Origin of the sequence: Paenibacillus sp. FSL W7-1332, assembly GCF_037969785.1 — a bacterium.
GTDB lineage: Bacteria > Bacillota > Bacilli > Paenibacillales > Paenibacillaceae > Paenibacillus_AQ.
Map to the genome: position 1 here is coordinate 5,647,991 of NZ_CP150209.1, position 22,318 is coordinate 5,670,308.

The window sequence follows — 22,318 nt, forward strand, 5'->3', positions numbered from 1 at the left end:
GAAATATTTAATATGTTACCATATCATTGTTATCGTGTTAAGCAATCAATAATGCTCATAAAGAAAAGGTCCTCAAATTAGTATAAAGCCTTGATAAATCAAGGTTTATGCTAATTATTAATGCACACAACAAAATATGCTCAAAATTTTATAGATACTGCTGGAGCTGACGGAGTTGGTTTGCCAGCGATGCCGCGGTCTTGGTTTTATGGGGCATGTGGTGTCGGTCGGTTGTATGGGGGCAGACTTTGACCGCCCTACGGGATTTAGCCGACAGATGAAGATGGAGGATCCATCGAATATTACGAATCAGGTTTACCGCTGGGCATGCCGGCTGCTTGAAACGTATTGGGACGGCCTGCCGATTCGGCGGGTCGGTATTAGCTTGTCACAGTTTTCCCCGGACACGGAATACCAATTGTCATTGTTTGATACCGGACGGGAGCGGTCGATGGCACTTGAACGGGTGACCGATGCCCTGAAAAATAAATACGGGAATTCGATTGTGATCCGAGCCGTATCCAAAACGGACGCAGGCCAAGCGCTGGATCGATCAGCCAAGATAGGAGGACACTATAAATGACAACACGAAAAAAGCTTGAGGGCAATGGGCTGTGGGAATCCAGTCGGATGATGCTGCCGGAACACAAAGAAACCATCATTCGCAGGCAGCTGGAAGAAGGCCGGAAAGGCCGGCCGACGCTGGATCCGCAAGAAATGGAATTGATCGAGGGGGCCCTCGCCGAGTCATTTCATGAACACCGTATGATTACCGTAAGGCTATTCGATGAATATGAGGACACGGAATTGACAGGAATTGTCGTGCTGATCCATACATTTAGACGGGAGATCAAACTATCCATGGCCGAAGAGGAATCGCGTTGGATTAAAATTGACGAGATCATTTCAGCAGGATCATGATGTATAAAGCTAAACCCAGCGTGAGATGAACGCACATTAAATACCTCTGATCTCGATCAGAGGTATTTTGGTATCTATGTTACTGCACATTGGTTTAACGCGATGCTTGCTCTCCTAAATAAAAATCAGATCGAGAAAAGAATCGAGAAGATGGGTTGGATGATCCAGTCCCTTTTCCGGTTCCGTATGCTGGGCTGAATTCAATTCAACCAAGCCATGAATGAACGCATACATGATGGCGGTTGATTCGGTTGGGGGTTTCCGAATGTTCTCTGCCTTTTCCAAACACGTTTCTACAAGCTTAAATATCTCAAAAGCAGAATGATAAAGATCAGGATACAACTCCTTATCCCATTGCTTTCGGAACATCAAGCGGTAATGCTCCTGATGGTTGATACCAAATTCAAAATACGTACACAAAATAGCATATATAAGTTTTCGCGAATCGTTTGTGCTTTCCATTGTTTTTCGAATCGTGCTGGTCAGCATCTCAAAATTTTCAACCGCAACAGCCGCCAGCAAGTCTTCCTTATTTTTGAAATGTCTGTACATGGCACTGCGGGACAAGTTCATTTCTTTACCAAGCTCGCGCATGCTGACAGCATCAATGCCTTGTCGATCAATCATTTGTCTGGTGATATGAATCAGCTTTTGTTTGGTATCGTTCATAATATCCTCTTAAGATATGGATTGTAATTTCATGTCTTAAATTTTACACCAACGCTGTTGACAGTGTCAACTTCGCAGGTATATAATCACCGTATGTTGACACTGTCAACGTATGAAATACCAAAATAGGAGCGTGGTTAGGAATGAGTCCACAGAAACAAACGGTGATCGTAACAGGCGGGAACTCTGGTTTAGGATATGAATGCGCTAAGATATTAGCTAGGCATGACAAAAGTTATCATGTGGTGATCGCCTGCCGCGACGCTGCTAAAGCCAATCAAGCAGTAGATGCGTTAATTCAAGAAACCAATAATAAAAACATAACCTTTTTGGAGCTCGATCTTTCATCTATGGCATCCATAAGAGGTTTTATAAGCAAGTTTACACAAATGGATTACCCGCCTTTATATGCACTTGTATGCAATGCAGGCGTACAGTTTATCGATAAAACGCATTATACGAAAGATGGGTTTGAAGCTACCTTTGGCGTAAATCATCTTGGACATTTCCTCCTGGCTAATATGTTGCTTGGACAAATAACGCAGTCCGGCAGAATCGTGTTAGTCAGCAGCGGAACCCATGATCCATTGAAAAAGACAGGAATGCCTGCACCTGATTTTGTAGATCCCCAATTATTAGCCTATCCTGACCAGGCGAGCTCGAGCGAAGCTATATCTCTCATTGGCAGACGGCGCTACACGACTTCAAAGTTATGTAATTTATATTTCACCTACGAGTTGGCCAATCGAATAAAGCAGCAAACCCAAAAGAATATTACCGTAAATGCTTTCGATCCGGGAATGATGCCAGGCACGGGCCTTGCTCAAAGCTATACGCCGATTATGAGATTTGTTTGGAACTATCTTATGCCTGTTTTAACGCTATTTTACCCTAACGTGAATACGGTGCGTCAGTCCGGGAAAGCATTGGCTGCTCTAGTAACCGATAGCAAGTTTAACCAAACGACAGGGAATTATTTTGAAGGTACGAAACAAATAAAATCATCCGAACTTTCTTATAACAATGAAAATAGGAAACAGTTATGGGAGGTTAGTGTAGCGTTGACCAGTTTGAATCAAACGGAGACAATTTTAGAAACAGGGGTATAACTCGCCCCATGATCTGATCTCCGAACAAGCCTAATGGACGGGATTGAATCCCCAACATGGAAAACGGCTCCCCTTGCCCAGATCATTGGACAAGAAGAGCCGAAGTATAGCGTGAGACGTTATGGTTTCATTTTTATCCGTTTGCGACCTAACCATACACCGAAAGCGATCAACCCGAGGCCAGCCAAATAGAATGGATAAGGGCTCGCTTCACCGGTTTTTGGAAGCATCGGAACCGTCGTTTGCGGTGTCGAGGTCTTCTCTGATGGAGCTGGTGCTTCCGGCTTCTGAGGCTCAGGCTCGACGCCTCCTCGCGGAATATCCTCTTCGCTAATATCAACGGTTGGTGTTTCCGGCTCTGTCGGAGGCGTTTGAGGCGTTTGCGGCGTTGTTGGTTCGCCTCTTGGAACATCCTCGTCTGGCACCTCTACTTCACCGGTCGGATTGCCCGGATCGGTTGGGTTCCCCGGGTTACCCGGATCCGTTGGATTGCCCGGATCGGTTGGGTTCCCTGGGTTACCCGGATCCGTTGGATTGCCCGGATCGGTCGGGTTCCCTGGGTTACCAGGATCCGTTGGATTGCCCGGATCGGTCGGGTTCCCTGGGTTACCCGGATCCGTCGGATTGCCCGGGTCTGTTGGGTTCCCTGGGTTACCCGGGTCTGTCGGGTCTGTCGGATCCGTAGGCTCGCCAGGTGTAACCGGCTCTTCCTTGCGGTTCGTTACGATCATTTTCTTCACATTGCCTTGATCCTTGATGCTGGAATCAATCGTTAGGTCCCACGTCGTTTGCTCGATTTTATATCCTTCTGGAGCGGCCAGCTCCTCCAAAATATACTCGTCGTAGAGCAGCTTCGTAAAGAGGATCTTGCCTTCCTCATCGGTGGTTTTTACGATCGGTGTTCGTTTGCCTGCCTTGTCGTAAAGCGCAAACTTTGCTCCCGCCAGCGGCTTCGTCTGATCATCCTGATCCACCTTCGTTACTTCCAGGCTGCCCGTTACGCCGCCTCCCGAACCTGAGCCGGAGGAAGTACGGACAATAACCTCTTCCGTCGTTTCCCGAATCTCCGTCTTCAGCTGATCTCCTTCAAGAGCCACCTTATTTTGAACAGCCTCTTTATCTTCAGCGATAATGAACGACTGATATTCCAAAATATAAGCCGTTGAGATATCACCCGTGAACTTTAATTCGAAGGTCTCTTGATCTCCCTCAAGCCTATTAATGGTTAAGGTGTAATCCTTCCCTTTTGTCAGCTCTTGAGCTTTTTCCGCTTTTCCATTTGCGTCGATCTTGGTTGTATACAAGTGGAAGGAATCCTCGATCAAGATTTGGTTCGCACTTGGATAGTCGATTATTTTAGCGTTGGAAATATGCGACTGACCTTCATTGATTCGAATCACCCAGTCGATTTTGTTTCCATTTTGGGTGCCGCTTTTCTTCACATATTCGCCGCCGTGTGGAATCGTTACGCTGGCGTTCCAGGTCGCTTTTTTAGCGCTGCCATCCAGCAGTACGGCGGTATTGTCGATTTTGTTGACAATCAATGTGTCTTCCAGCGATGTTTTGAATTCAATCCAGTATGCTGATGAGATCGGGCTGGTAAACCGAACGGACAACTGGTTTCCGTTAGCTTCTGATGGTTCAGTCACTGCATATTGTTCAGCTGGAACTAGCGAGCCCTTCTGAGCGCCATTCCGTCCCCCGGTCAACTCCATCTCGTATACCTTGACCGAATTCGGCACAAGCTTCTGCTGGTGCTTCAGGGCATCGGTTACGATCGCTTCGTTAAGCGAATCGAGATTATAATTCATCTTGATATTCCACGTCACTTCTTTGTCGACAGGATTGTAGCTGCCGTCTTTACCGCCATTATTTTTCGTATAATCGTCAGCGGAGAAGCTTGCATCCCGCTCAATCGGCCCTCTGCTCTTGCCTTCTTCGACCCATGTCATCGAGGCTCTGTTCAAAAAGTCCCGTTTGCGATCCTTCAGCCAGCCGATGTTAAACTTCGTTTCATATTCAATCGTATAAGTGGCGTCAATCTTGGAGAATTCGATGACAAACCCGTTGCGTACATCATCGATCACGATTTTATAATCGCCCTCTGGAACGACTTTCCCGTCCGCTTTTACAGTCACTGAATCCGGAACGAATTCGAGACCGCCTTGCGGGAACGTATCCGTGATGACTACCTTCTCCATGCTGTATTTGGTGCCGTCCGGCTTTTTATCGCCATTGACCGTGATCTTCCACTTTGCCTTTTTGTTGGCGAAATCGATGTTAGTATTTCCTTTCACCAGAGCACGGCTTCCATAACCCGGGGCCGTTACTTCCTTGAATGCTTCACCCGATACAACTCTGTTCTTGACCTCCTGACCTTCGGAGCTCAAGCGGTCAACCGGCATCGTCTGATAAACGATCGTATAAGGCGAATCGATATCCTGCTTGAATTGAAGCTCGAATCCGTTCGTGCCTTTCGCTACAACGTTATAATCCTCTTCTGAAACCAGGTCTTTGGCATTCGTCGAATTCCCGTTATACACCTTCAGCGAATCGGCATCCCAGGTATGATTCTCACTAAATTCATCCGTAATTACGGCTTGAGCGCTCGGAATCTTCTTCTCGTTGAAATTGTATTTCACCGTCCAAGTAATGACTCCGGTATCCTTATCCTGGCGATACGACTTATTCAAGAATTGGCCGCGATCTACCGTTACGGTCGCCGTCGATTGGGCATTTTCCATCCCTTCGCCTGACAGGACAGCGGTATTCTCAAACCGTGACTGTTGACCGATAAGCTTCGTCGAAAAGCGAATTTCGTAGGCTTTGCTGATCATCTCATCCTGGAATGCAAGTTCCAGTTTGCCGCCGTCGCCCGTTTGGACGGTGTACTTGCCAGCGTCCAGCTTATCACCAAGAAGCGCTGAGCCGTCACCGTTAACCTGCAGGTTATAAACCTCTACGGAATCCGCGATGAGTTCCAAGCCTTCAGGCATCTCATCTGTGAGAACCGCGTGCTTGATTTTATCCAATGATTTGTTGATCTGGACCGTCCAATCGATCTGATCTTTGCCGATCGCTTTCCCTTGCTTCTCGATCAGCTTTCCGCCTTGCGGCTTTAGGTTCACAATGATGGTCTGAACCCCGCCCTTTATCGGAAATGCAATAATGATTTCAGTGCTTCCTTTAAGAACTTCCTTCTTAAACTCTGTGCGAATTTCCAGCTTGCCGCTGATGTTGGAATGATTCTCCACGTAATCGTTGAAGGTCATCACAACTTTCCCGTTCCGATCAACCGTAAATCGGCCAACTTCGCCTTGACCGGCAAGGAGCGGTGCGTCAATGTCCGTAAAAATCTCAAACTGCGTCGGCAGCTCGAAAGTGAATATATCCCCATTCTTGTAGCCGTGTCCGTTCGGAAGCTCCCATTCGTAGCTGAGATTAACGGCTGCACCGATGTCCAGGCTGCTGTCCGGATTATACACCGCATCAACCACGGTACCGTTCACATCGGTTAATACGACTTTGGTTAGTATTCCTTCCATGTCGACTGCTGGTGCTGGCGTGTTATATACGTCATCCGTGACTGTCTTTGGCTCGCTAACTTCTAATTCCTGCACGCCAGTCTCTGATTCCTGCACAGTAGCGGCTGATGGCTGCTCGCTACCCGCCGCATTCGCCGTCCAAGCAAATGTGCCCAATAGGGTTTGAAACAGAAGCAGCAACGCCACAACAATTCCACTTACTTTTTTCTTCATAATCTCTCCCTCAATCTTATCATTACCCTCGTAATATTCGGTTCCGATCTTACTTTTTCGTGCGCTGATTCGTCCCATGCTTCTATCAAAATGCATGCCAATAATGGACTTCACGAGCCATCATCTTCAAGACCTGTTACGGGCGCACGATTCATTGGTGTCTGTATTTTCCTTCAGAACCCAGCGGGCTTCCTGCATTATATCGGCCAAAACTATACAATTTCTATACAAGCGAAATAAGCCTTGGACATAATCGTCCAAAGCTTAATTTTATTGTTACGCATTAATTAGTAGTATTTGGATGCTGAATAGCTGGAGGCATCTTTAATCATTTTGTATCCGGCTCCTTTGCTTTTCCAGCTTGCATCGACGGTTGTGTCAATGGTTACCCACTGCCCGTTCAAATATACTTCATTCCAGGCGTGGTAGACATCGACGTATTCCGAGGTTCCCATGACAAGCTTTGCCGGAATATCGAGGCTTCGGAGCATGGAAGCGAACAGGGAGGCGTAATCGTAGCACATTCCCTTTTGTCCAGCGATCGTGCGGTTGCTATCGGGAAGGTAATCCGTCAGCTTGCTGGATGCCAGAGCGTTGTCGTACCGAACCGTACCGACGATATATTCGTAGACAGCCTGTACTTTTTCCTTGTCGGAGTGAGCAGTGCGGGTTAGCTTTTTCGCAAGCTGAGCAGCCTTGCCCTCTTCGCTCCAATCGACATTTTGTACAGAGTTCAAAAACACTTGGCTGCTGTTCGTCAGTTGAAGTTTAACTGCCGCTTCCTGTACGATCTTGTATTTGCTGCCGCTGACTTGTTCCAGCACGGAAATCTTGTAGTTCCCGTTGCCCATCTGCAGTGGAAAAACTTCCTGCTGCTTTGCCCTCGAAAGCCCATATGTATATTGATCCTGACCTTTTCCGATCATGAGCTTCGTTTTGGTGCCTGCTTTCACGTCATATCGAATGACGATTGCTCCACGATCCAGTTCCTCCAAGCCCAGCCAATCTTCAGATGGTGCAGCTTGTACAACCGGAGCCCATATCAGTAACGCAAAAAGTCCAATTATCGCGAACATTGCGTTGCGCATGCTGTAACTCCCCTTCGGTGGCCAGGCTGCCATTTGACATTTCGTCAAGAAGGCCCTGTAGCTTTGCGTCCTAGTCTTTCGACAAGTTTGCCATTATCGTATTAGAGTTTCACAGGATTCAGTGGATGTTTGTCCAAAAAAACAAAAAAAGCGTCTTCGTTCGGTAGCTGGCTGTCATTGACGTTTCGTCAAGAAGACCCTGTAGCTTTGCGTCCTTGCCTTTCGACAAGTTTGCCGTTATCGTGAGTAGCTTTTGTGAATACATCATATCAAATATATCCATTTCTATCAATAAAAAAATTAAAATTTGGAATATTGTCTTAGGTCCCACAGAGCGTCTAACCTTGAACGTTTGGCTCTTGTTAATTAACCGAACAATAGAGCAATAAATCTTTCGAATCTAACGTTTGTTGACTATAGTATCAAGTTTGTTATCTGGAAGCATCGAATCTTCCTCTTATACAATAAAACTAACAAGTGCACGACAAGCGAGATAACACCGTAAGGAGTGACAGACATGAGCTCACAAGCCGAACCCAAAAAACGAAAGCGCTTACGAATACGCTGGCACAAGCAGGATACGGAGCTAACCCTCTTGGCGCTGCCGACCACGATTTGGTACATCCTGTTTAGTTTCTTGCCGATGTTCGGGATCATTATCGCCTTTAAAAATTTCAGGATTAGCGGCGGATTTTTGAGCAATGTGTTTAACAGTCCTTGGATCGGCCTCAAAAACTTCGAGTTCCTATTCAAGTCGAATGACGCCTGGATCATCATTCGAAACACGATCGGATACAACATTGTGTTTATTGTGCTGGGGATCGTTCTGCCCGTCCTATTCGCGATCATGATCGGCCTCCTCCACAGCCGCAAAGCCAGCAAAGTCTATCAGACGATGATGTTCCTCCCCTATTTCCTATCCTGGGTGGTCGTATCTGCGGTAGGCTGGGCATTCTTAAGCTTCGACAAAGGAATTGTCAATCAAATGCTCGTCAGTATGGGCAGCGATCCTATTAACTGGTATATGGAGCCGCAATATTGGCCATTCTTCTTGATTCTCTTAAATGTCTGGAAGGGCCTGGGCTATGGTATGGTCATTTATTTGGCAACCATCACAAGCATCGACAGCACCTATTATGAAGCAGCTGTTATTGATGGCGCTTCGATTTGGCAGCAGACGAGATTCATAACATTGCCCATGCTCAAGCTGGTGATCGTCATGATGTTCATCCTGGCCGTAGGGCGCATATTTTACACCGATTTCGGTTTGTTCTATCAGGTCACGCGAGACTCCAATTCACTGTTCAACGTGGCGACCACCATCGATGTCATGGTGTATAAACAACTGAAAACCGCCACCGTAGGGATGGCATCCGCAGCCGCATTCGTACAGTCTGTTCTGGGATGCGCTACGATTCTGGTCGCTAACTGGATTGTTCGTCGAATCGATCCCGATAGCGCGATGATGTAAGGAGGCAAGACGATGACACCAAAAACCAATTACGAGACGGGCCTTGAGAAGTTTAACCGTACAAACAAAGCCGTCAACCTGTTCTTCAACCTGGTATTTATTATGCTGGCCCTGCTCTGCGTCATACCTGTAATCGTTGTTCTGTCCATCTCCTTCTCCAGTGAGGAGTCCATCCGTGAGACCGGATATCATCTGCTGCCGGTTGCTTTGTCGGCCGAGGCTTACGTTTACATCATCAAGCAGGGAACGATGATTCTGCGGGCCCTCGGTGTATCCGCCCTCGTTACCGTGGTCGGTACCGTGCTCGGCGTATTGCTGACCGCTTCCATGGGTTACGTTCTCTCTCGCCCCAACTACAAGCTAAGGGGTTTTCTCACCTGGGTGGTATTCATCCCGATGGTATTCAACGGCGGCTTGGTATCCAGCTACTTCATTAACACGAATTTACTGGGACTGAAAGACAGCATTTGGGCGCTTATTCTCCCGCTCGCCGTTTCATCGTTCAACGTCATCATATGTAAAACCTTTTTTAAAAGCACGATTCCCGACGGGCTGATCGAATCAGCCGAAATCGACGGCGCGAGCCAGCTGCGAATTTTCTTCTCGATCATTATGCCGATCTCGCTGCCCGTCATCGCCACCATCGGATTGTTTCTCTGCTTTGCTTACTGGAACGACTGGTTTCAATCGATGCTGTATATCGACAACCAGAACCTGTATTCCCTGCAAGCGCTGCTCAACAGCTTAATGAGCAATGTCGATGCACTCGCCAAGAATGCAGCGAGTATGGGCGTTAGCTACGCCATGCTCGTCGCAACGATGCCGAAGGAATCCGCCCGCATGGCGGTCGCCATTCTCATCGTGCTGCCTGTAGCATTCGCCTACCCTTTCTTCCAGAAGTATTTTATTTCCGGATTGACGGTCGGCGCCGTGAAGGGCTAATGACGAAATAAACCAAGACAAGCTTGGTTTATGATAAATATCCGCTATACAACACTCAGTTAATTTAACTTCAAAAAGGGGGAAATGAAATGAAAAGAGCATTAAAGTTCATCTCTACGCTGTGCGTGCTGACGCTAATGTTGACCGCTTTGGCAGCCTGCGGCGGCTCGAAGCCTGCTTCCACAACAGACGGATCCCAAGCGACGCCGGACACATCCAAAGACTCCGAAACGACAAGCAAGGATATTCCGACGTTAACCTGGTGGACCATCGGCGGCCAAGTGCCGAACAATTTCAGCAAAGCGGTGGATGCCATGAATGCCTATACGGCCGAGAAGATTGGCGTGAAGGTCGACATCAAGGTAGCCAGTTGGGGCGAATGGGACACCAAAATGAACACCATCGTGAATACCGGCGAGCCCTTCGACATCATGTTCACGAACAGCGGTAAATACAGCAAGCAAGTGACAATGGGCGCGTTTGCCGATATTACGGATCTGGTTCAGAGCGAAACGCCGGACTTGTACAAATTGATTCCCGAAAAGGTATGGGAAGGCACCAAGATCGGCGGCAAATATTATTCCGTTCCGACGTACAAGGATTCCGCGCTGACGCAGTACTGGGTATTCGATGACAAGTATGTGCAAAAGTACAATATCGACATCAACAATATCAAAACATTGCAGGATCTGGATAAGCCGCTTCGTGACATGAAGGCCGGCGAAGGCAAAAGCTTCTATCCGCTGCCAATGACGCAAGGCGAAGGCTTGAACGGCTTCTTTAACGACTATGACGATTTAACGCTGGGCTTCCCTCCCATCGGCGTAAAAGCGGACGATGCAGCACGCACGGTGGTCTCTGTTCTCGAGCAGCCGGATGTCATGGCCAATCTGAAGCTCCTGCACCAGTGGTATCAGGATGGCATCATCAACCCGGATGCTCCGACAAAGACGGAGAACGACAAAGGCAGACCGTTCTTTGCAGCCCAGGCATTCCCGGGAGCCGAGGTCAGCTGGCAAATCAATGACGCCATTGAAAAATATAATATGGTTCAGCATTATGGACCGATCTATACCACCGGTACGATCCAAGGCTCGCTAAACGCGATTTCAGCGAATTCCAAGTATAAGAAGGAAGCATTGAAGTACCTTGAATTAGTGAATACCGATCCTAAACTTCGCAATATGCTGGCATTCGGCGAGTTAGGCGTCGACTACAACAACGTCGATGGCGAAAAGGTGATTGAGCGTACATCCGATACTTGGCCGCTGGCTGCCTACACGCAAGGCACATTCTTCAATTTGGCGGTGACCAAGGGCGCCCCTGAAGATCAGTGGGAGCAGGTTAAAAAGCTGAACGATGCAGCGACCTCTTCCACCGTCCTGGGCTTTGCGCTGGACATCACCGATCTTCAGACCGAAGTAGCGAACTGCCAAGCCGTATGGGATAAATACAAATATGAGCTGATCACGGGCGCATCCGATCCGGAAACCATGGTGCCGAAGATTACGGCTGAATTAAAGTCAGCCGGCATGGACACGATTATGCAAGCTGCCCAAGAGCAAATCAACAATTACTTCAAGTAAGATTACAGATTACAATCAGGCGCATCCCTTAATGAGGCTCTCTTAAGGGATGCTTTTTCCATACGATCTATGAAGCTTTGCGTAAATCGTGTTAAATTGAGATATAGCAACATCTGTTTCAACGACCTGCTGCAATCGAGGTGTCGTATGGGCTCTTTTTTGCAAATCAAAATTTATCGTCACAAGTTTATTGCCTATGTCATCTTCGTCGTGGCCATCGGACTTACGCTTGGTACGCTGACCTGTGCCATGCTGCTGAATCAATGGGTTGGCAATGCCCGCATCGAGGCGGCTAATGCCTTCTCGCGTGTAGAGAATGAGCTGCAGTATGATGCCGACCGCATCGAGGCTTACATGCAGCGAATGTATTCCAATCCCGCTCTGATGGATGATGCTCGCAGCTTTTTAAGCAGCAGCGCTGAGGGATACTTAACCCGCAGGCTGCAGAACAGCCAATTCTCGCAGCCGCTGGTTTCTTTTCCGGAGGATGTGAAGACCTATCTGTACAGCTGGGCGCAGGGCGAAATCACGCAGATAAGCACGCATACCGATAAGCATGGCAATGTCGTCCGTTTTAATGATAACGGAATTGCAAGCTTTACCTTCGGGCTTCCGAATACAGATGAAACTTTTCGCGATACCCTGATGAAGGGGTTCGTATATCGCAAGAAACTGTCGGATCCAACGTCAGGTTCCCAGGAATTCGGTGAGCTGCGCTTCTTGGTCAGCAGTGAACAGATCTTTAAATCCGTTCAAAGCTTCCGATTGGGTAATGCTGCTGCAGTCAGCCCTTCCGGTGAAATATATCTGATCGGGAACGAACAGGACCGGGATCTGGAGGAGTTATCCCGACTAGCCGCGGCGAAAGGACGCAGTCACGGCATTATTTCTAAAGGAGTTTTGAAGCATATCTTTTTTGTCTCCTTTCCATCCACCAAGTTTAATTTCAAATTCGTCAGCATCATCGATTTATCCATGCTCATCCGTCAGCATGCCGGGATGCTGATCACCATCTTTATGATCATATTGACGGCCATGGTCAGCGTGCTTCTGCTCATTGCATACAATATGCGGGATGATGCCCTCTTCCTGCGCCGCATCATTCAATCGATTGGACGTGTGAAGATGGCCAACTTCACGCCTAACCGCCCTGCCCGTTACCGTCGAAATGAATACGGCATGATCGCCCGGGAATTGGACGATATGATTCAGCAGCTGGATAAGCATATCCGCAATGAATATCTGTTAAAGATCAAACAGCAGGAAACTGAAATGAAAGCGCTTCAACATCAAATCAATCCTCATTTTTTATACAATACATTGGAGGTGATCCGCTCCACTGCTCTTGTCAATCAGGACAGGGACACCGCTGATGCCATTGCAACGCTGGGGACGCTCTATCGTGAAATCGTCAAAAAGGAAAATATCATTTCGATTGCGAGCGAACTGGAATTGCTGCAGAAGTACTTGGAGATTATGGAGTTTAAGTATCCCGAGCGTTTTTATTATCAAGTGAATGTAGAGCCGGCGTTGCTGCACATCCCTACCGTGAAATTTTGGATGCAGCCTTTGGCTGAGAATTTTTTCATCCATGGCTTTAACGCGAATCATGAGTTTAATTTGTATGTCGTTAACGGCTATGAAGCCGAAGATGGTTACGTACTGGAATTTGTGGACAATGGGCGCGGTATTTCTCCGGAGCGTTTACGTAACGTCCGAAGCACAATGTCTAATCTTGATGAACCTTCTTCCCATAGTATCGGGCTGCGCAACGTATATACGCGCCTTCACTTTTTCTACGGGAGCGGCTTTTCGATCGAGATTGCGAATAATGAGGAAGCTGGAGTCAGCATATCCGTGCGGATTTCAAAAGAGGTGATTGAACATGTACAAACTGATGATTGTGGATGACGAACCTCAGATTTTGGAGGGAATGAAGCGAATCCTGGATTGGAAGCAATACGGATTTGGCCGGATCGAAACCTGCGAATCCACGGAGGAAGCCATGTCCAAGGTGGTCGACCTGCTGCCGGATGTCGCCATATTCGATGTTTGCATTGGCAAGGAGCTTGGATATGAAGCAATCCGCAGGCTGAACGAATTTCAAATTCCTACGAAATATATCATTATGAGCGGCTATAGTGAATTTACATATGCCCAGGAAGCCATTCGGTGTGGCGTCAAAGACTATCTGCTCAAGCCTGTGGAACGCACCAAGCTGCAGCAAGTGATTGAGAAGATCATCGTCGAGGATCTGGGCGGTTCGATAGGTAACAGGAACGGCGAAAGCTTGAACCAGGATCCGGTGCTTGGTGTAAGCTACGACAGCTTATCCAAGCTGGTCAACCGCATCCTGCTGATGATCAGAACAGAGTATGCTCAGAATATCACGTTGAAATCCGTAGCGGAGCGTTTCCAGATGAACAGCACCTACCTTGGACAATTGTTTCTTAAGGAAACCAACATGAAGTTTTCCGAATACCTCATGGCTTACCGAATGCTTCTTGCACAAGAACGAATTCAATCAACAGATGAGAAGATTTCCTACATCGCCTTTTCCGTCGGCTACAACAATCTCAACTATTTCTATACGCATTTTCACAGCTTTTTCCGAAAATCTCCTTCCGAACTGCGGGGAAAAGGGTAACAGCGAACGCGGCGAAAAAAGGAGGATATCGATGATGTTAAAGCATCCAAGGCCCAAACGCATCTTCATGATCATCAGTCTCATAATGCTGCTGACATCCTATACAACCGGCTGCTTCCGGCAGCCCGGATACAACAGCGAAACCTATGATGGGGACACGGTAAATCTGATTTATTATACGATCGGAGAGCCCGACAAGGATCTGCAGCTCGTCAATGATAAAATCAATGAAATCATGGCTCGTAAAATCGGTGTGACGATCACCTATGTCAAGGTAAGCTGGCAGGAGTATGAGGATCGGCTGAACACACTCATATCCGCCGGCAGCCCGTTTGATATTGCCTTTGCACCTGAGTATGCAACTACGGCTATGCGCGGCGCCTGGCTGAAGCTGGATGACTACCTTGCCGGCCTGGGCAAGGAAATGTACGATGCCATTGACCCAACCTTTTGGCAGGGGGTACGGATGAACGATGGCAGCATTTACGGTGTGCCGACCAATAAAGAGTTAGCCGTGCTTGATCACTGGATGTACCCCGCTTCCATCGTGAATAAATATAATATCGACATCACCAAATACAATACGCTGGAATCGCTTGAGCCGCTGCTTCGGATGATTCATCGGGAAGAGCCGGCCTACATCCCCATGGAATTGGATCGGGATTCCCACAATTTCTTCACACTCCATGGATACGAATATATTATGAACCATAAATTGCCCTTGATGATCAAATCACTGGACCCGGGCGCTCAGGTGGTGAATATCTTCGAAACCAGGGAAGCACGGCAGGTGCTGGATACGCTGCGGCGTTACTACAAGGAGGGCTTCATTAATGAGGATGCCGCGCTGCGAGAGCCCGGAGGGCTTAAACGCGGGGCCAAAGTGTTCTGGAAGTCTTCAGGCGGCGGTCCGCTCTCGGAGACGACTTGGAGTAAGGATCGCGGCTACAAGATTGTAGCCCATCCCGTAACCCCAAGCACCGTCACGACGGAATCCGTTCGGGGAGGCATCATGGCCGTGAATGCCAACACCAAACATCCCGTAGAGTGTATTAAATTTTTGAATTTACTCAATACGGACCCCGAAATACGAAACTTATTCAACTATGGAATTGAAGGCGTGCACTACACGCTGGATGAACAGGGGCAAGTCGTTCCAAATACGGACAAGGACAGCCATGGCAACCCGCTCCCGGATGCGCCTGCAAGCCGCTATTCAGGTGTACAATACACGCAGGGGAATTGGTTTATCCTGAAAACCATGGGCGGTGATAACCCGGATCCCCTCGACAAGTGGGATCAATTCCGCAAGTACAACGCTGGCGTCGTCAAGTCCACCGTGCTCGGCTTTACGCCCGATCTATCCAAGATGACCGCCCAAACCGATAACATCGAGATGGTCTGGCATAAATATTATCCGAGCCTCATGACAGGCTCCGTCGATGTGGATACAATCCTCCCCAAGTTTAACGAGGAGCTGAAGCAGGCAGGCATAGACGACGTACGGCAGGAAGTGCAGAAGCAGCTGGATGCTTGGCGGGAAATGAGATGAGTGCTGGCAGCAGCCATTGTTATTCTGGACTACGGATTTGGAGGTGTGGGCACAGCGGGTTCTCCCTCGCGGCCAAGCCGCCGGCTTGCCGTTTCCCTGCGCCCCGTCGCGGGGACGTGGGCTCCGGCTTTGGCCAAACCGAACCTCGGCATGTTGTTGTACAGGCATTCATGCTGCCCTTCCTGGACAAGATAGGTTTCGTGGAAAATCCCTACGTCCCCTCCCGTTCCAACTTTGCGGTTGAAATCCCGCCATGCCTTCAGCTGATTGGCTCCGTGACGGGCATAATGCTCCAGATGTTCAAAGCTCCTCCAATATTGAATGAGTGTAAGTCCCCGCCCTGAAAAATGATAGGTACCGTCCATGAACCCGAGCTCCTCCTTGTTCCGGTACAGCTCCTGAAGCATCGGGGACATGGCATTCATGACAGGCAGCCACTTATGCACCGCCCACCATTTGTTAATCCGAAACCCGATCACGAATACAACGAAGGAACCGTCCATGTGTGCGGTATATCGACCTGGAATCACTTTACCCATGCTTGCTCACACCCCTTCCTTTACTTCAAGCAGACCCAGATGCGTTTCATAAAAGCGGCCAATATCCGTTGAATTGTACAATTGAGCCGTCAGAAACGCGCCATAAAAAATGGTGAAACAGATCTGCACGGCTTGCTCCAAGGTAAGCGCTTTGTTCAGTCTTCCGACTTGCTCTTCTTCCTTCATGAACTGCTGGAACAACGCATACATGTTAGGCGATTGGCTTCCCGCTTCCTCGTGACGGGGAAAAAGCAGCGAGACTTCCGCAGGGCTAAGCTCCGGCATGCAGGGCTGCATGTTCTGCTCCGCAAGAAAGGAGATCAGGCTCGGCATCATGCCCGGTCTTACGTGATGCTCCTGAGCTACTTGGGACAACAGATGCCGAAAAGCCTGAAACCCTTTCTTCCCTTCTGCGTCGATCTCGATAATTCGCTGGGTCAGCCATACCCGCATAAAATAAATCAGCAGATCCTCTTTACGTTGATAGAATTTAAAAAAAGTAACCTTGGATATTTCTGCGCGCTTGCAGATGTCCTCCACCATGACTTGGCTGAACATCCGGTCCCTCATCAGGGATATTCCCGCTTCATACAATGCGATTTTGTTCTTGGCTTTCTTTAACTCCCTTAATGAGATATCCGGATCCATCGTGATTGCCCCTCCATTAAATTAACTGGTGTAAATAAATTTACTTTAGTTAATTTATTTTGTCAATACCGCCAAACAGACAGACAAAACACCCCTAACATCAGCGACATGATGCAGGGGTACGGCATACTTTCAAGGCCCGGATAAAAATAACTGAAGAAACAATATCCCAAAGAGACCCTGAAGCTGATAGCTTAGAGTCTCTTCGCCGTTTTTTTCGAGTAATCTCTTAAATTGTCACGGGGAGCACATTTGAGGTAATTAGCTACTCCCATTTATCGTAGGCTGCGTGCAAATTAACTTCGGACAGGAGCCCTTTTTGCAGCTGTGGATTCGGAACCATTCGGTTGTACTTTATAATCTTTTGATTAATGGCCTCTAACTCTGTCTCTAGAATCGCAGTCGACTCCGGACGCTCCAAGAGCCGCTTGATGTCGGCAGCGACTTCTTTTCTCAGCTCGACCCATGCTGGCTGGTAATTCGCGTTCTTCATAATCCCGGTTAGAACATCCCCGTCTTCGATCTTAATCGGCTTTCCCTTCAACGGCGAATCGTCAAAGCCGCCTTCTCTGGCAAATTTGTCAATGGCCGATTCCAGAAGCCCGCTGCTGGTCGACATGGGGCGTCGTTCCTTTTCTTCGCTATGATCTTCTTCAGAAGCAAGAGCTGAATTTTTTGGATCATCATTCCGTTCCATTTTGGTCACCTCCGTCTTACATATCAGGGAAATACATTCTGTCCTTCGATGGAATGCCGAAGATCTATCCCCTTAAATTATCCAAAATATAACATACCATTTCTAAAATTAACAGTTCGTTTCAGCGTATACCGCAGATCATTTTGGATGGGTCAGGGATTAAATACTACAACGTATGATTGAGAATTTTTCATTGACAAGCCACCAACGCCAATATATGATAATGATTATCATTTTCATGTACTGTTTTGTACCAATTGTTTGTTACCCAAGCACAATACATAAACCTCTTTGCCTGCTGCCAATCCCCCAAGCTCAAAATAAGTTCATTTCCTTGAGGCAGTTCCAACATTCAAGAAATTCCCCAAAAAATATTTTATTAGAAGGAAGGATAAACCCATGGTTAAAAAGCGAGAAATTTCATTAAGAGCATTATTTATTTCGGCAGTGATGTTGGTTTTGCTAGTCGGCTGTTCAACCCAGCAATCAAGCTCGACGTCTGAACCGGCTGCGACTGAAAAGGCTTCGACCAGCACGGAAACGCCTAAAACGGAAACACCTGCTTCCCAAGAGACCGATGCTGCATATCCGATCGTAATCAAGCACGCTTTTGGCGAAACCGTCATTAAAAGCAAGCCTGAACGTGTAGCTACGATTCAATGGGCCAATCATGATGTGGCTCTTGCTCTTGGGGTTGTTCCAGTAGGCTTTTCTGCAGCGAATTACGGCGTTCAGGACGACAGCGGATTATTGCCTTGGACGGCTGAGAAGCTCAAGGAACTTGGCGTAAGTGAGCCTAATGTTTTTCAGGATACGGACGGCCTTGACTTCGAGGCTATTTCCGATGCCGACCCGGATGTCATTCTGGCAGCCTACTCCGGAATCACGCAGGAAGATTACGATATTCTAACCAAGATCGCTCCGGTTGTAGCGTACCCGACGACTCCTTGGCTCACCACTTGGCGGGAACAAGTCATGTTAAATGCAACCGGCATGGGCATGAAAGCGGAAGGCGAACAGCTCATTAAGGATACGGAGAACCTGGTCAAGGAAAAAGCAAGCGAGCATCCTGAGATGCGTGGCAAGAGAGTGGTTTGGGTCAATTTCTCGGCTAAAGACATGTCCAAATTGCACATCTACACCCCTGCTGATCCTCGCGGTTCTTTTCTGATGGAGCTCGGGATGGAATATCCTGAAAGTGTTACGAATCAGATTACCGACACTACCAGCTACTCGCTGAATATAAGCGCGGAGAACGCTGATGTCCTTAACGATGCGGATATTTTGGTCGGGTATGGCGATGAGACTTTATATGAAGCTGTTAAAGCAGACTCCCTGCTTGGCAAGATTCCGGCTATTCAAAGAGGCTCCGTCGTATTTATTGGCAACGGCACGCCGCTGGCGGCAGCCGGAAATCCGAACCCTCTTGCCATCTCATATACCATCGATGAGTACCTGGATTTACTTGGAGGAGCTATTAGCAAAATTAAATGAATAGTTCATCCATTTCAGAAAACAAAACCCTAAACTCCCGCATTCCGAGGAATTTCAGCACGGTTCTGGTGATATGTTTGGTTTTGCTCGGTATTAGCGTGCTCGCATCTTTCACCTTAGGCTCCCGGCCCATCCGATTTCATGAATTGATGGACGGATTATTTCACCCGGACATCGATTCCTACGGAGCAAACGTGGTTCGAAAAAGGATTCCTCGAACGATTTTCAGTTTGTTTTGCGGTGCAGCACTTGGCGTTTCCGGGGCGCTTATGCAAGCCGTCACCCGCAACCCGATTGCAGACCCGAGCATTCTGGGCGTCAACACCGGCGCAGCATTGTTTGTGGTTTGCGGAATTGCGTTCTTGAATATTAGCACCGCTAATCAATATATCTGGCTAGCCTTAGCCGGAGCGACCATTACCGCAGTGTTTGTATTCGGAATCGGTTCCATGGGGCGTGGCGGTGCTACGCCCCTTAAGCTTGTTTTGGCTGGAGCCGCCACAAGTGCTGCCCTCTCTTCGTTGGTTAGCGCCATCATGATTCCACGCTCCTACGTCATGGATCAATTCAGATTCTGGCAAGTGGGCAGCGTGGGTTCAGCGAACTGGAGCGATATGGCTACGTTCGCACCGTTTCTGGTGGTCGGCATGCTGTTAGGCATTATTTCGGCTTCGGCATTGAATGCGTTGGCGCTTGGAGACGAGGTCGCGACCGGACTGGGCGTTCGTACAGGAGTACTACGGCTTGTCGCGGCTTTTGCCGGGGTTCTTTTATGCGGAGCAACTACGGCGCTGGCAGGGCCCATCGGTTTTATCGGACTTTTGTCAACGCATGTCATCCGTCTTCTTCTTGGCTCCGACTTGCGTTATATTATACCGATGTCTGCCATTTCGGGAGCTGTCATATTAACGATATCCGATGTCATCGGCAGGCTGGTCGGCAGCCCCGGAGAACTTGAAGTCGGCGTCGTCACAGCCTTTATCGGGGCACCGATCCTGATCATATTAGCTATGAAAGCGAAAGTGCGTTCATTATGAAAAATAAAACTGTTGCGTTTATTATGGCAGGCAGGCGTCAAAGACGCCGTCGATGGATCCTTGTTACCACCTTCCTTGCGTTGCTTGCCTGCGCGCTCTGCTGCGCCATGCTTTTACTTGGCAGTACCATTTATCCCATTCAGGATGTCGTCCGGGCGCTTTCGGGTGAGAATATCAAAGGGGTATCTTTTGCTTTGAATACGATACGCTTGCCGAGAATGCTGGCCGGTCTTTTTGCGGGATTTGCTTTTGGCCTGGCCGGCAACACCTTCCAGACCATGCTGCGCAATCCTCTTGCGAACCCAAATGTCATCGGAATTACGTCCGGTTCGAGCGCAGCGGCTGTTTTTTGCATTATCATTCTTCATACAAGCAATGCTGTTGTTTCCATCGCTTCGGTGGTCGCAGGTCTGGCTACAGTAACCATCATTTATCTGTTGTCTCGGGCAAAGCCATTTTCCGTCGGGCGATTAATTTTGGTCGGTATCGGCATGCAGGCCATGCTGAACGCAGTTATCTCCTATCTTCTCTTGGTCGGCGCGGAGCAAGACATTCCGACAGCATTCAGATGGCTAAGCGGCAGCCTTAATGGCTCCCAAATGCATGAGCTTCCGGCTCTGGTGATATCGGTTCTGATTGGTACGCCTATCATTGTCATGCTGGGAAAACATCTAAGTGTACTGGAACTGGGAGAACAATCCGCCGCTTCTCTCGGCGTGAATACGGACCTGACCCGAATGGTGCTTATCTTAAGCTCCGTCTGCATGATCGCGATCGCTACCGCTACGACAGGCCCCATCGCTTTTGTCGCTTTTCTCTCAGGACCGATCGCCAAGCGATTGGTTGGCGTCGGGTTTTCGAACGCCATCCCGGCGGGGCTTGTTGGCGTAAATCTGGTTATGGCTGCCGACCTGGTCGGACAGTTTGCTTTTGAGGTCCGATTTCCTGTGGGCATCATAACCGGAATCCTCGGAGCGCCTTATTTGATTTTCTTGCTGATCCGAATGAATCGAAAGGGAAATTTATAATGAAACCTACGCATATTTTTAAAGCTGAGCATACGGTAGCGGGATACGATAATAAAACCATCATTCACGACATTAGTCTTGTCATTCCGAGTCATAAGATCAGCGTTATTATTGGAGCCAACGGATGTGGAAAATCTACGCTTCTGAAAACAATGGCAAGGCTGATCAAGCCTACATCTGGTCAAGTTACGCTGGACGGAAAGCCTATCGGCCATATACCGCCGAAAGAGCTGGCTCGTGTATTGGGTCTGCTGCCGCAGTCTCCCATTGTTCCTGAGGGGATCTCCGTCGCGGACTTGGTGGGACGCGGAAGGTTTCCGCACCAGTCATGGTTTAGCGGATGGAGCAAAAAGGATGAGGAAGCCGTTTCCGAAGCGATGGAAATTATGAATATCACGGAGCTGGCCAATCATAACATAGACGAACTGTCAGGCGGTCAAAGACAGCGCGTCTGGATCGCTATGGCACTGGCACAGCAAACCGACATTTTATTGCTCGATGAACCTACAACCTTTCTAGATATTACTTATCAGATCGAAATTCTTGACTTGCTCACAGACTTAAACCGAAAATATGGAACGACGATTGTCATGGTTCTCCACGATATCAACCTGTCCGCTCGTTATGCGGATCATATCTTTGCGCTTCATAACGGATTGCTTGTGGCTGAGGGGGCGCCCTCGCAAGTCATTACGAGCACCATGATCAAAGACATATTCGGGCTTGATTGCTCGGTAATCGAGGACCCCGTGTCAGGCTCACCCCATGTGATACCCAAAGGACGATATCATGTTCTATGATGTAGTGGATTCATTTTCTAGAAACAAGGTCTTTTACTGCACCTATTAAAGCTGCCGGGAGTAATGTAACGGCAAAAATGGCAGTGAATAAGTTATGTTCTTGGGTTTTATAAGGTGTGAACCATTCCGTAAATAACTTTGATTCAGAAAAATCGGCAAATAATGACCCTTCTTTCACTTTGAATGGGGTCCACAAGGCATTATCAAACGCGATAAACAGTATTTGTAATACAATAAGTCCCCCTAAGAAATACATCCAGCTTTTTATCCGGGAAGAAGCAGCTTTATGTTGTGTATCTTTCAATGGATGCGCTCTCCTTTTTTATCATTTA

Annotated in this window: 20 protein-coding genes and 2 riboswitches; of the genes, 13 read left to right on the forward strand and 7 right to left on the reverse strand. The window is 48.1% G+C overall.

Annotation, left to right across the window (positions count from 1 at the left end; translation table 11 throughout):
• Positions 1-175 precede the first annotated feature (175 nt).
• Positions 176-583: a hypothetical protein gene (locus tag MKX98_RS25460; protein WP_339219146.1), complete on the forward strand. Its 408-nt coding sequence runs from the start codon at positions 176-178 to the stop codon at positions 581-583.
• Positions 580-921, forward strand: a complete 342-nt coding sequence (locus MKX98_RS25465; RefSeq protein ID WP_127593246.1) for a YolD-like family protein — start codon at positions 580-582, stop codon at positions 919-921. Before MKX98_RS25460 ends, MKX98_RS25465 begins: the two co-directional genes overlap by 4 nt.
• Before the next feature lie 114 nt (positions 922-1,035).
• Here the strand turns inward: MKX98_RS25465 and MKX98_RS25470 are convergent, their stop codons facing one another.
• Complete coding sequence (locus tag MKX98_RS25470; RefSeq protein WP_194544093.1) at positions 1,036-1,590, reverse strand: TetR/AcrR family transcriptional regulator; 555 nt, start codon at positions 1,588-1,590, stop codon at positions 1,036-1,038.
• A gap of 143 nt (positions 1,591-1,733) precedes the next feature.
• On the opposite strand from MKX98_RS25470, the gene MKX98_RS25475 reads away from it, so the two are divergent.
• Positions 1,734-2,699 (forward strand): SDR family NAD(P)-dependent oxidoreductase, encoded by a 966-nt coding sequence (locus MKX98_RS25475; RefSeq protein ID WP_339219150.1) that lies wholly within the window; start codon positions 1,734-1,736, stop codon positions 2,697-2,699.
• 119 nt (positions 2,700-2,818) lie between these two features.
• Here the strand turns inward: MKX98_RS25475 and MKX98_RS25480 are convergent, their stop codons facing one another.
• Both MKX98_RS25480 and MKX98_RS25485 read right to left on the reverse strand, forming a co-directional pair.
• Positions 2,819-6,553, reverse strand: coding sequence for a collagen binding domain-containing protein (locus MKX98_RS25480; protein WP_339219151.1), 3,735 nt, complete (start codon positions 6,551-6,553; stop codon positions 2,819-2,821).
• 191 nt (positions 6,554-6,744) lie between these two features.
• Positions 6,745-7,545, reverse strand: coding sequence for a transglutaminase-like domain-containing protein (locus MKX98_RS25485; protein ID WP_194544096.1), 801 nt, complete (start codon positions 7,543-7,545; stop codon positions 6,745-6,747).
• Between the two features lie 13 nt (positions 7,546-7,558).
• Positions 7,559-7,647, reverse strand: a riboswitch (cyclic di-GMP riboswitch).
• Positions 7,648-7,704: 57 nt separating this feature from the next.
• Positions 7,705-7,791: riboswitch (cyclic di-GMP riboswitch) on the reverse strand.
• Between the two features lie 271 nt (positions 7,792-8,062).
• Here MKX98_RS25485 and MKX98_RS25490 point away from each other — a divergent pair.
• The 6 genes from MKX98_RS25490 to MKX98_RS25515 all read left to right on the forward strand — a co-directional run bounded on the left by MKX98_RS25490 (position 8,063) and on the right by MKX98_RS25515 (position 15,743).
• The gene (locus MKX98_RS25490) at positions 8,063-9,016 is read left to right on the forward strand and encodes an ABC transporter permease subunit (RefSeq protein ID WP_194544097.1); all 954 of its coding nucleotides are present in this window, start codon (positions 8,063-8,065) and stop codon (positions 9,014-9,016) included.
• Positions 9,017-9,028: 12 nt separating this feature from the next.
• Positions 9,029-9,958 (forward strand): carbohydrate ABC transporter permease, encoded by a 930-nt coding sequence (locus tag MKX98_RS25495; RefSeq protein WP_194544098.1) that lies wholly within the window; start codon positions 9,029-9,031, stop codon positions 9,956-9,958.
• An 89-nt stretch (positions 9,959-10,047) separates the two neighbouring features.
• Complete coding sequence (locus MKX98_RS25500) at positions 10,048-11,544, forward strand: ABC transporter substrate-binding protein (protein ID WP_339219155.1); 1,497 nt, start codon at positions 10,048-10,050, stop codon at positions 11,542-11,544.
• Between the two features lie 159 nt (positions 11,545-11,703).
• Positions 11,704-13,455 (forward strand): histidine kinase, encoded by a 1,752-nt coding sequence (locus tag MKX98_RS25505; RefSeq protein WP_233355052.1) that lies wholly within the window; start codon positions 11,704-11,706, stop codon positions 13,453-13,455.
• A complete protein-coding gene (locus MKX98_RS25510; RefSeq protein ID WP_194544101.1) occupies positions 13,430-14,191 on the forward strand; it encodes a response regulator in 762 nt (253 codons plus the stop codon). The genes MKX98_RS25505 and MKX98_RS25510 overlap by 26 nt, the downstream gene beginning before the upstream one ends.
• 31 nt (positions 14,192-14,222) lie before the next feature.
• Positions 14,223-15,743 carry an ABC transporter substrate-binding protein gene (locus MKX98_RS25515; RefSeq protein ID WP_233355053.1) on the forward strand — a complete coding sequence of 507 codons (1,521 nt, stop codon included), beginning with the start codon at positions 14,223-14,225 and terminating at the stop codon, positions 15,741-15,743.
• 29 nt (positions 15,744-15,772) lie between these two features.
• On the opposite strand, the gene MKX98_RS25520 is transcribed toward MKX98_RS25515, so the two are convergent.
• The 3 genes from MKX98_RS25520 to MKX98_RS25530 all read right to left on the reverse strand — a co-directional run bounded on the left by MKX98_RS25520 (position 15,773) and on the right by MKX98_RS25530 (position 17,627).
• Positions 15,773-16,282 carry a DUF4188 domain-containing protein gene (locus tag MKX98_RS25520; protein WP_339219158.1) on the reverse strand — a complete coding sequence of 170 codons (510 nt, stop codon included), beginning with the start codon at positions 16,280-16,282 and terminating at the stop codon, positions 15,773-15,775.
• 6 nt (positions 16,283-16,288) lie between these two features.
• Complete coding sequence (locus MKX98_RS25525) at positions 16,289-16,930, reverse strand: TetR/AcrR family transcriptional regulator (protein ID WP_194544103.1); 642 nt, start codon at positions 16,928-16,930, stop codon at positions 16,289-16,291.
• A 265-nt stretch (positions 16,931-17,195) separates the two neighbouring features.
• A complete protein-coding gene (locus tag MKX98_RS25530) occupies positions 17,196-17,627 on the reverse strand; it encodes a DnaJ family domain-containing protein (RefSeq protein WP_220684185.1) in 432 nt (143 codons plus the stop codon).
• A gap of 399 nt (positions 17,628-18,026) precedes the next feature.
• Here MKX98_RS25530 and MKX98_RS25535 point away from each other — a divergent pair, with 399 nt between their 5' ends.
• From MKX98_RS25535 to MKX98_RS25550, 4 genes are read left to right on the forward strand one after another with little or no spacing between them, the layout of a single operon-like run.
• Entirely contained in the window at positions 18,027-19,121 is a 1,095-nt protein-coding gene (locus MKX98_RS25535) for an iron-siderophore ABC transporter substrate-binding protein (RefSeq protein ID WP_339219160.1), read from the forward strand.
• Positions 19,118-20,158 carry an iron ABC transporter permease gene (locus MKX98_RS25540; protein WP_194544106.1) on the forward strand — a complete coding sequence of 347 codons (1,041 nt, stop codon included), beginning with the start codon at positions 19,118-19,120 and terminating at the stop codon, positions 20,156-20,158. The genes MKX98_RS25535 and MKX98_RS25540 overlap by 4 nt, the downstream gene beginning before the upstream one ends.
• The gene (locus MKX98_RS25545; RefSeq protein ID WP_194544107.1) at positions 20,155-21,186 is read left to right on the forward strand and encodes an iron chelate uptake ABC transporter family permease subunit; all 1,032 of its coding nucleotides are present in this window, start codon (positions 20,155-20,157) and stop codon (positions 21,184-21,186) included. Before MKX98_RS25540 ends, MKX98_RS25545 begins: the two co-directional genes overlap by 4 nt.
• Positions 21,186-21,986 (forward strand): ABC transporter ATP-binding protein, encoded by an 801-nt coding sequence (locus MKX98_RS25550; RefSeq protein ID WP_194544108.1) that lies wholly within the window; start codon positions 21,186-21,188, stop codon positions 21,984-21,986. The genes MKX98_RS25545 and MKX98_RS25550 overlap by 1 nt, the downstream gene beginning before the upstream one ends.
• A gap of 10 nt (positions 21,987-21,996) precedes the next feature.
• Here the strand turns inward: MKX98_RS25550 and MKX98_RS25555 are convergent, their stop codons facing one another.
• A complete protein-coding gene (locus MKX98_RS25555; RefSeq protein ID WP_259445174.1) occupies positions 21,997-22,290 on the reverse strand; it encodes a YfzA family protein in 294 nt (97 codons plus the stop codon).
• Positions 22,291-22,318: the final 28 nt, after the last annotated feature.

Excerpts from the sequence above, each read along its gene's own strand:
- MKX98_RS25500 (WP_339219155.1), top strand. The coding sequence starts at position 10,048 with ATGAAAAGAGCATTAAAGTTCATCTCTACGCTGTGCGTGCTGACGCTA.
- MKX98_RS25550 (WP_194544108.1), top strand. The coding sequence starts at position 21,186 with ATGAAACCTACGCATATTTTTAAAGCTGAGCATACGGTAGCGGGATAC.
- MKX98_RS25510 (WP_194544101.1), top strand. The coding sequence starts at position 13,430 with ATGTACAAACTGATGATTGTGGATGACGAACCTCAGATTTTGGAGGGA.
- MKX98_RS25495 (WP_194544098.1), top strand. The coding sequence starts at position 9,029 with ATGACACCAAAAACCAATTACGAGACGGGCCTTGAGAAGTTTAACCGT.
- MKX98_RS25485 (WP_194544096.1), bottom strand. The coding sequence starts at position 7,545 with ATGCGCAACGCAATGTTCGCGATAATTGGACTTTTTGCGTTACTGATA.
- MKX98_RS25475 (WP_339219150.1), top strand. The coding sequence starts at position 1,734 with ATGAGTCCACAGAAACAAACGGTGATCGTAACAGGCGGGAACTCTGGT.
- MKX98_RS25515 (WP_233355053.1), top strand. The coding sequence starts at position 14,223 with ATGATGTTAAAGCATCCAAGGCCCAAACGCATCTTCATGATCATCAGT.
- MKX98_RS25535 (WP_339219160.1), top strand. The coding sequence starts at position 18,027 with ATGGTTAAAAAGCGAGAAATTTCATTAAGAGCATTATTTATTTCGGCA.
- MKX98_RS25520 (WP_339219158.1), bottom strand. The coding sequence starts at position 16,282 with ATGGGTAAAGTGATTCCAGGTCGATATACCGCACACATGGACGGTTCC.
- MKX98_RS25470 (WP_194544093.1), bottom strand. The coding sequence starts at position 1,590 with ATGAACGATACCAAACAAAAGCTGATTCATATCACCAGACAAATGATT.
- MKX98_RS25525 (WP_194544103.1), bottom strand. The coding sequence starts at position 16,930 with ATGGATCCGGATATCTCATTAAGGGAGTTAAAGAAAGCCAAGAACAAA.
- MKX98_RS25465 (WP_127593246.1), top strand. The coding sequence starts at position 580 with ATGACAACACGAAAAAAGCTTGAGGGCAATGGGCTGTGGGAATCCAGT.
- MKX98_RS25545 (WP_194544107.1), top strand. The coding sequence starts at position 20,155 with ATGAAAAATAAAACTGTTGCGTTTATTATGGCAGGCAGGCGTCAAAGA.
- MKX98_RS25490 (WP_194544097.1), top strand. The coding sequence starts at position 8,063 with ATGAGCTCACAAGCCGAACCCAAAAAACGAAAGCGCTTACGAATACGC.
- MKX98_RS25530 (WP_220684185.1), bottom strand. The coding sequence starts at position 17,627 with ATGGAACGGAATGATGATCCAAAAAATTCAGCTCTTGCTTCTGAAGAA.
- MKX98_RS25540 (WP_194544106.1), top strand. The coding sequence starts at position 19,118 with ATGAATAGTTCATCCATTTCAGAAAACAAAACCCTAAACTCCCGCATT.
- MKX98_RS25480 (WP_339219151.1), bottom strand. The coding sequence starts at position 6,553 with ATGCATTTTGATAGAAGCATGGGACGAATCAGCGCACGAAAAAGTAAG.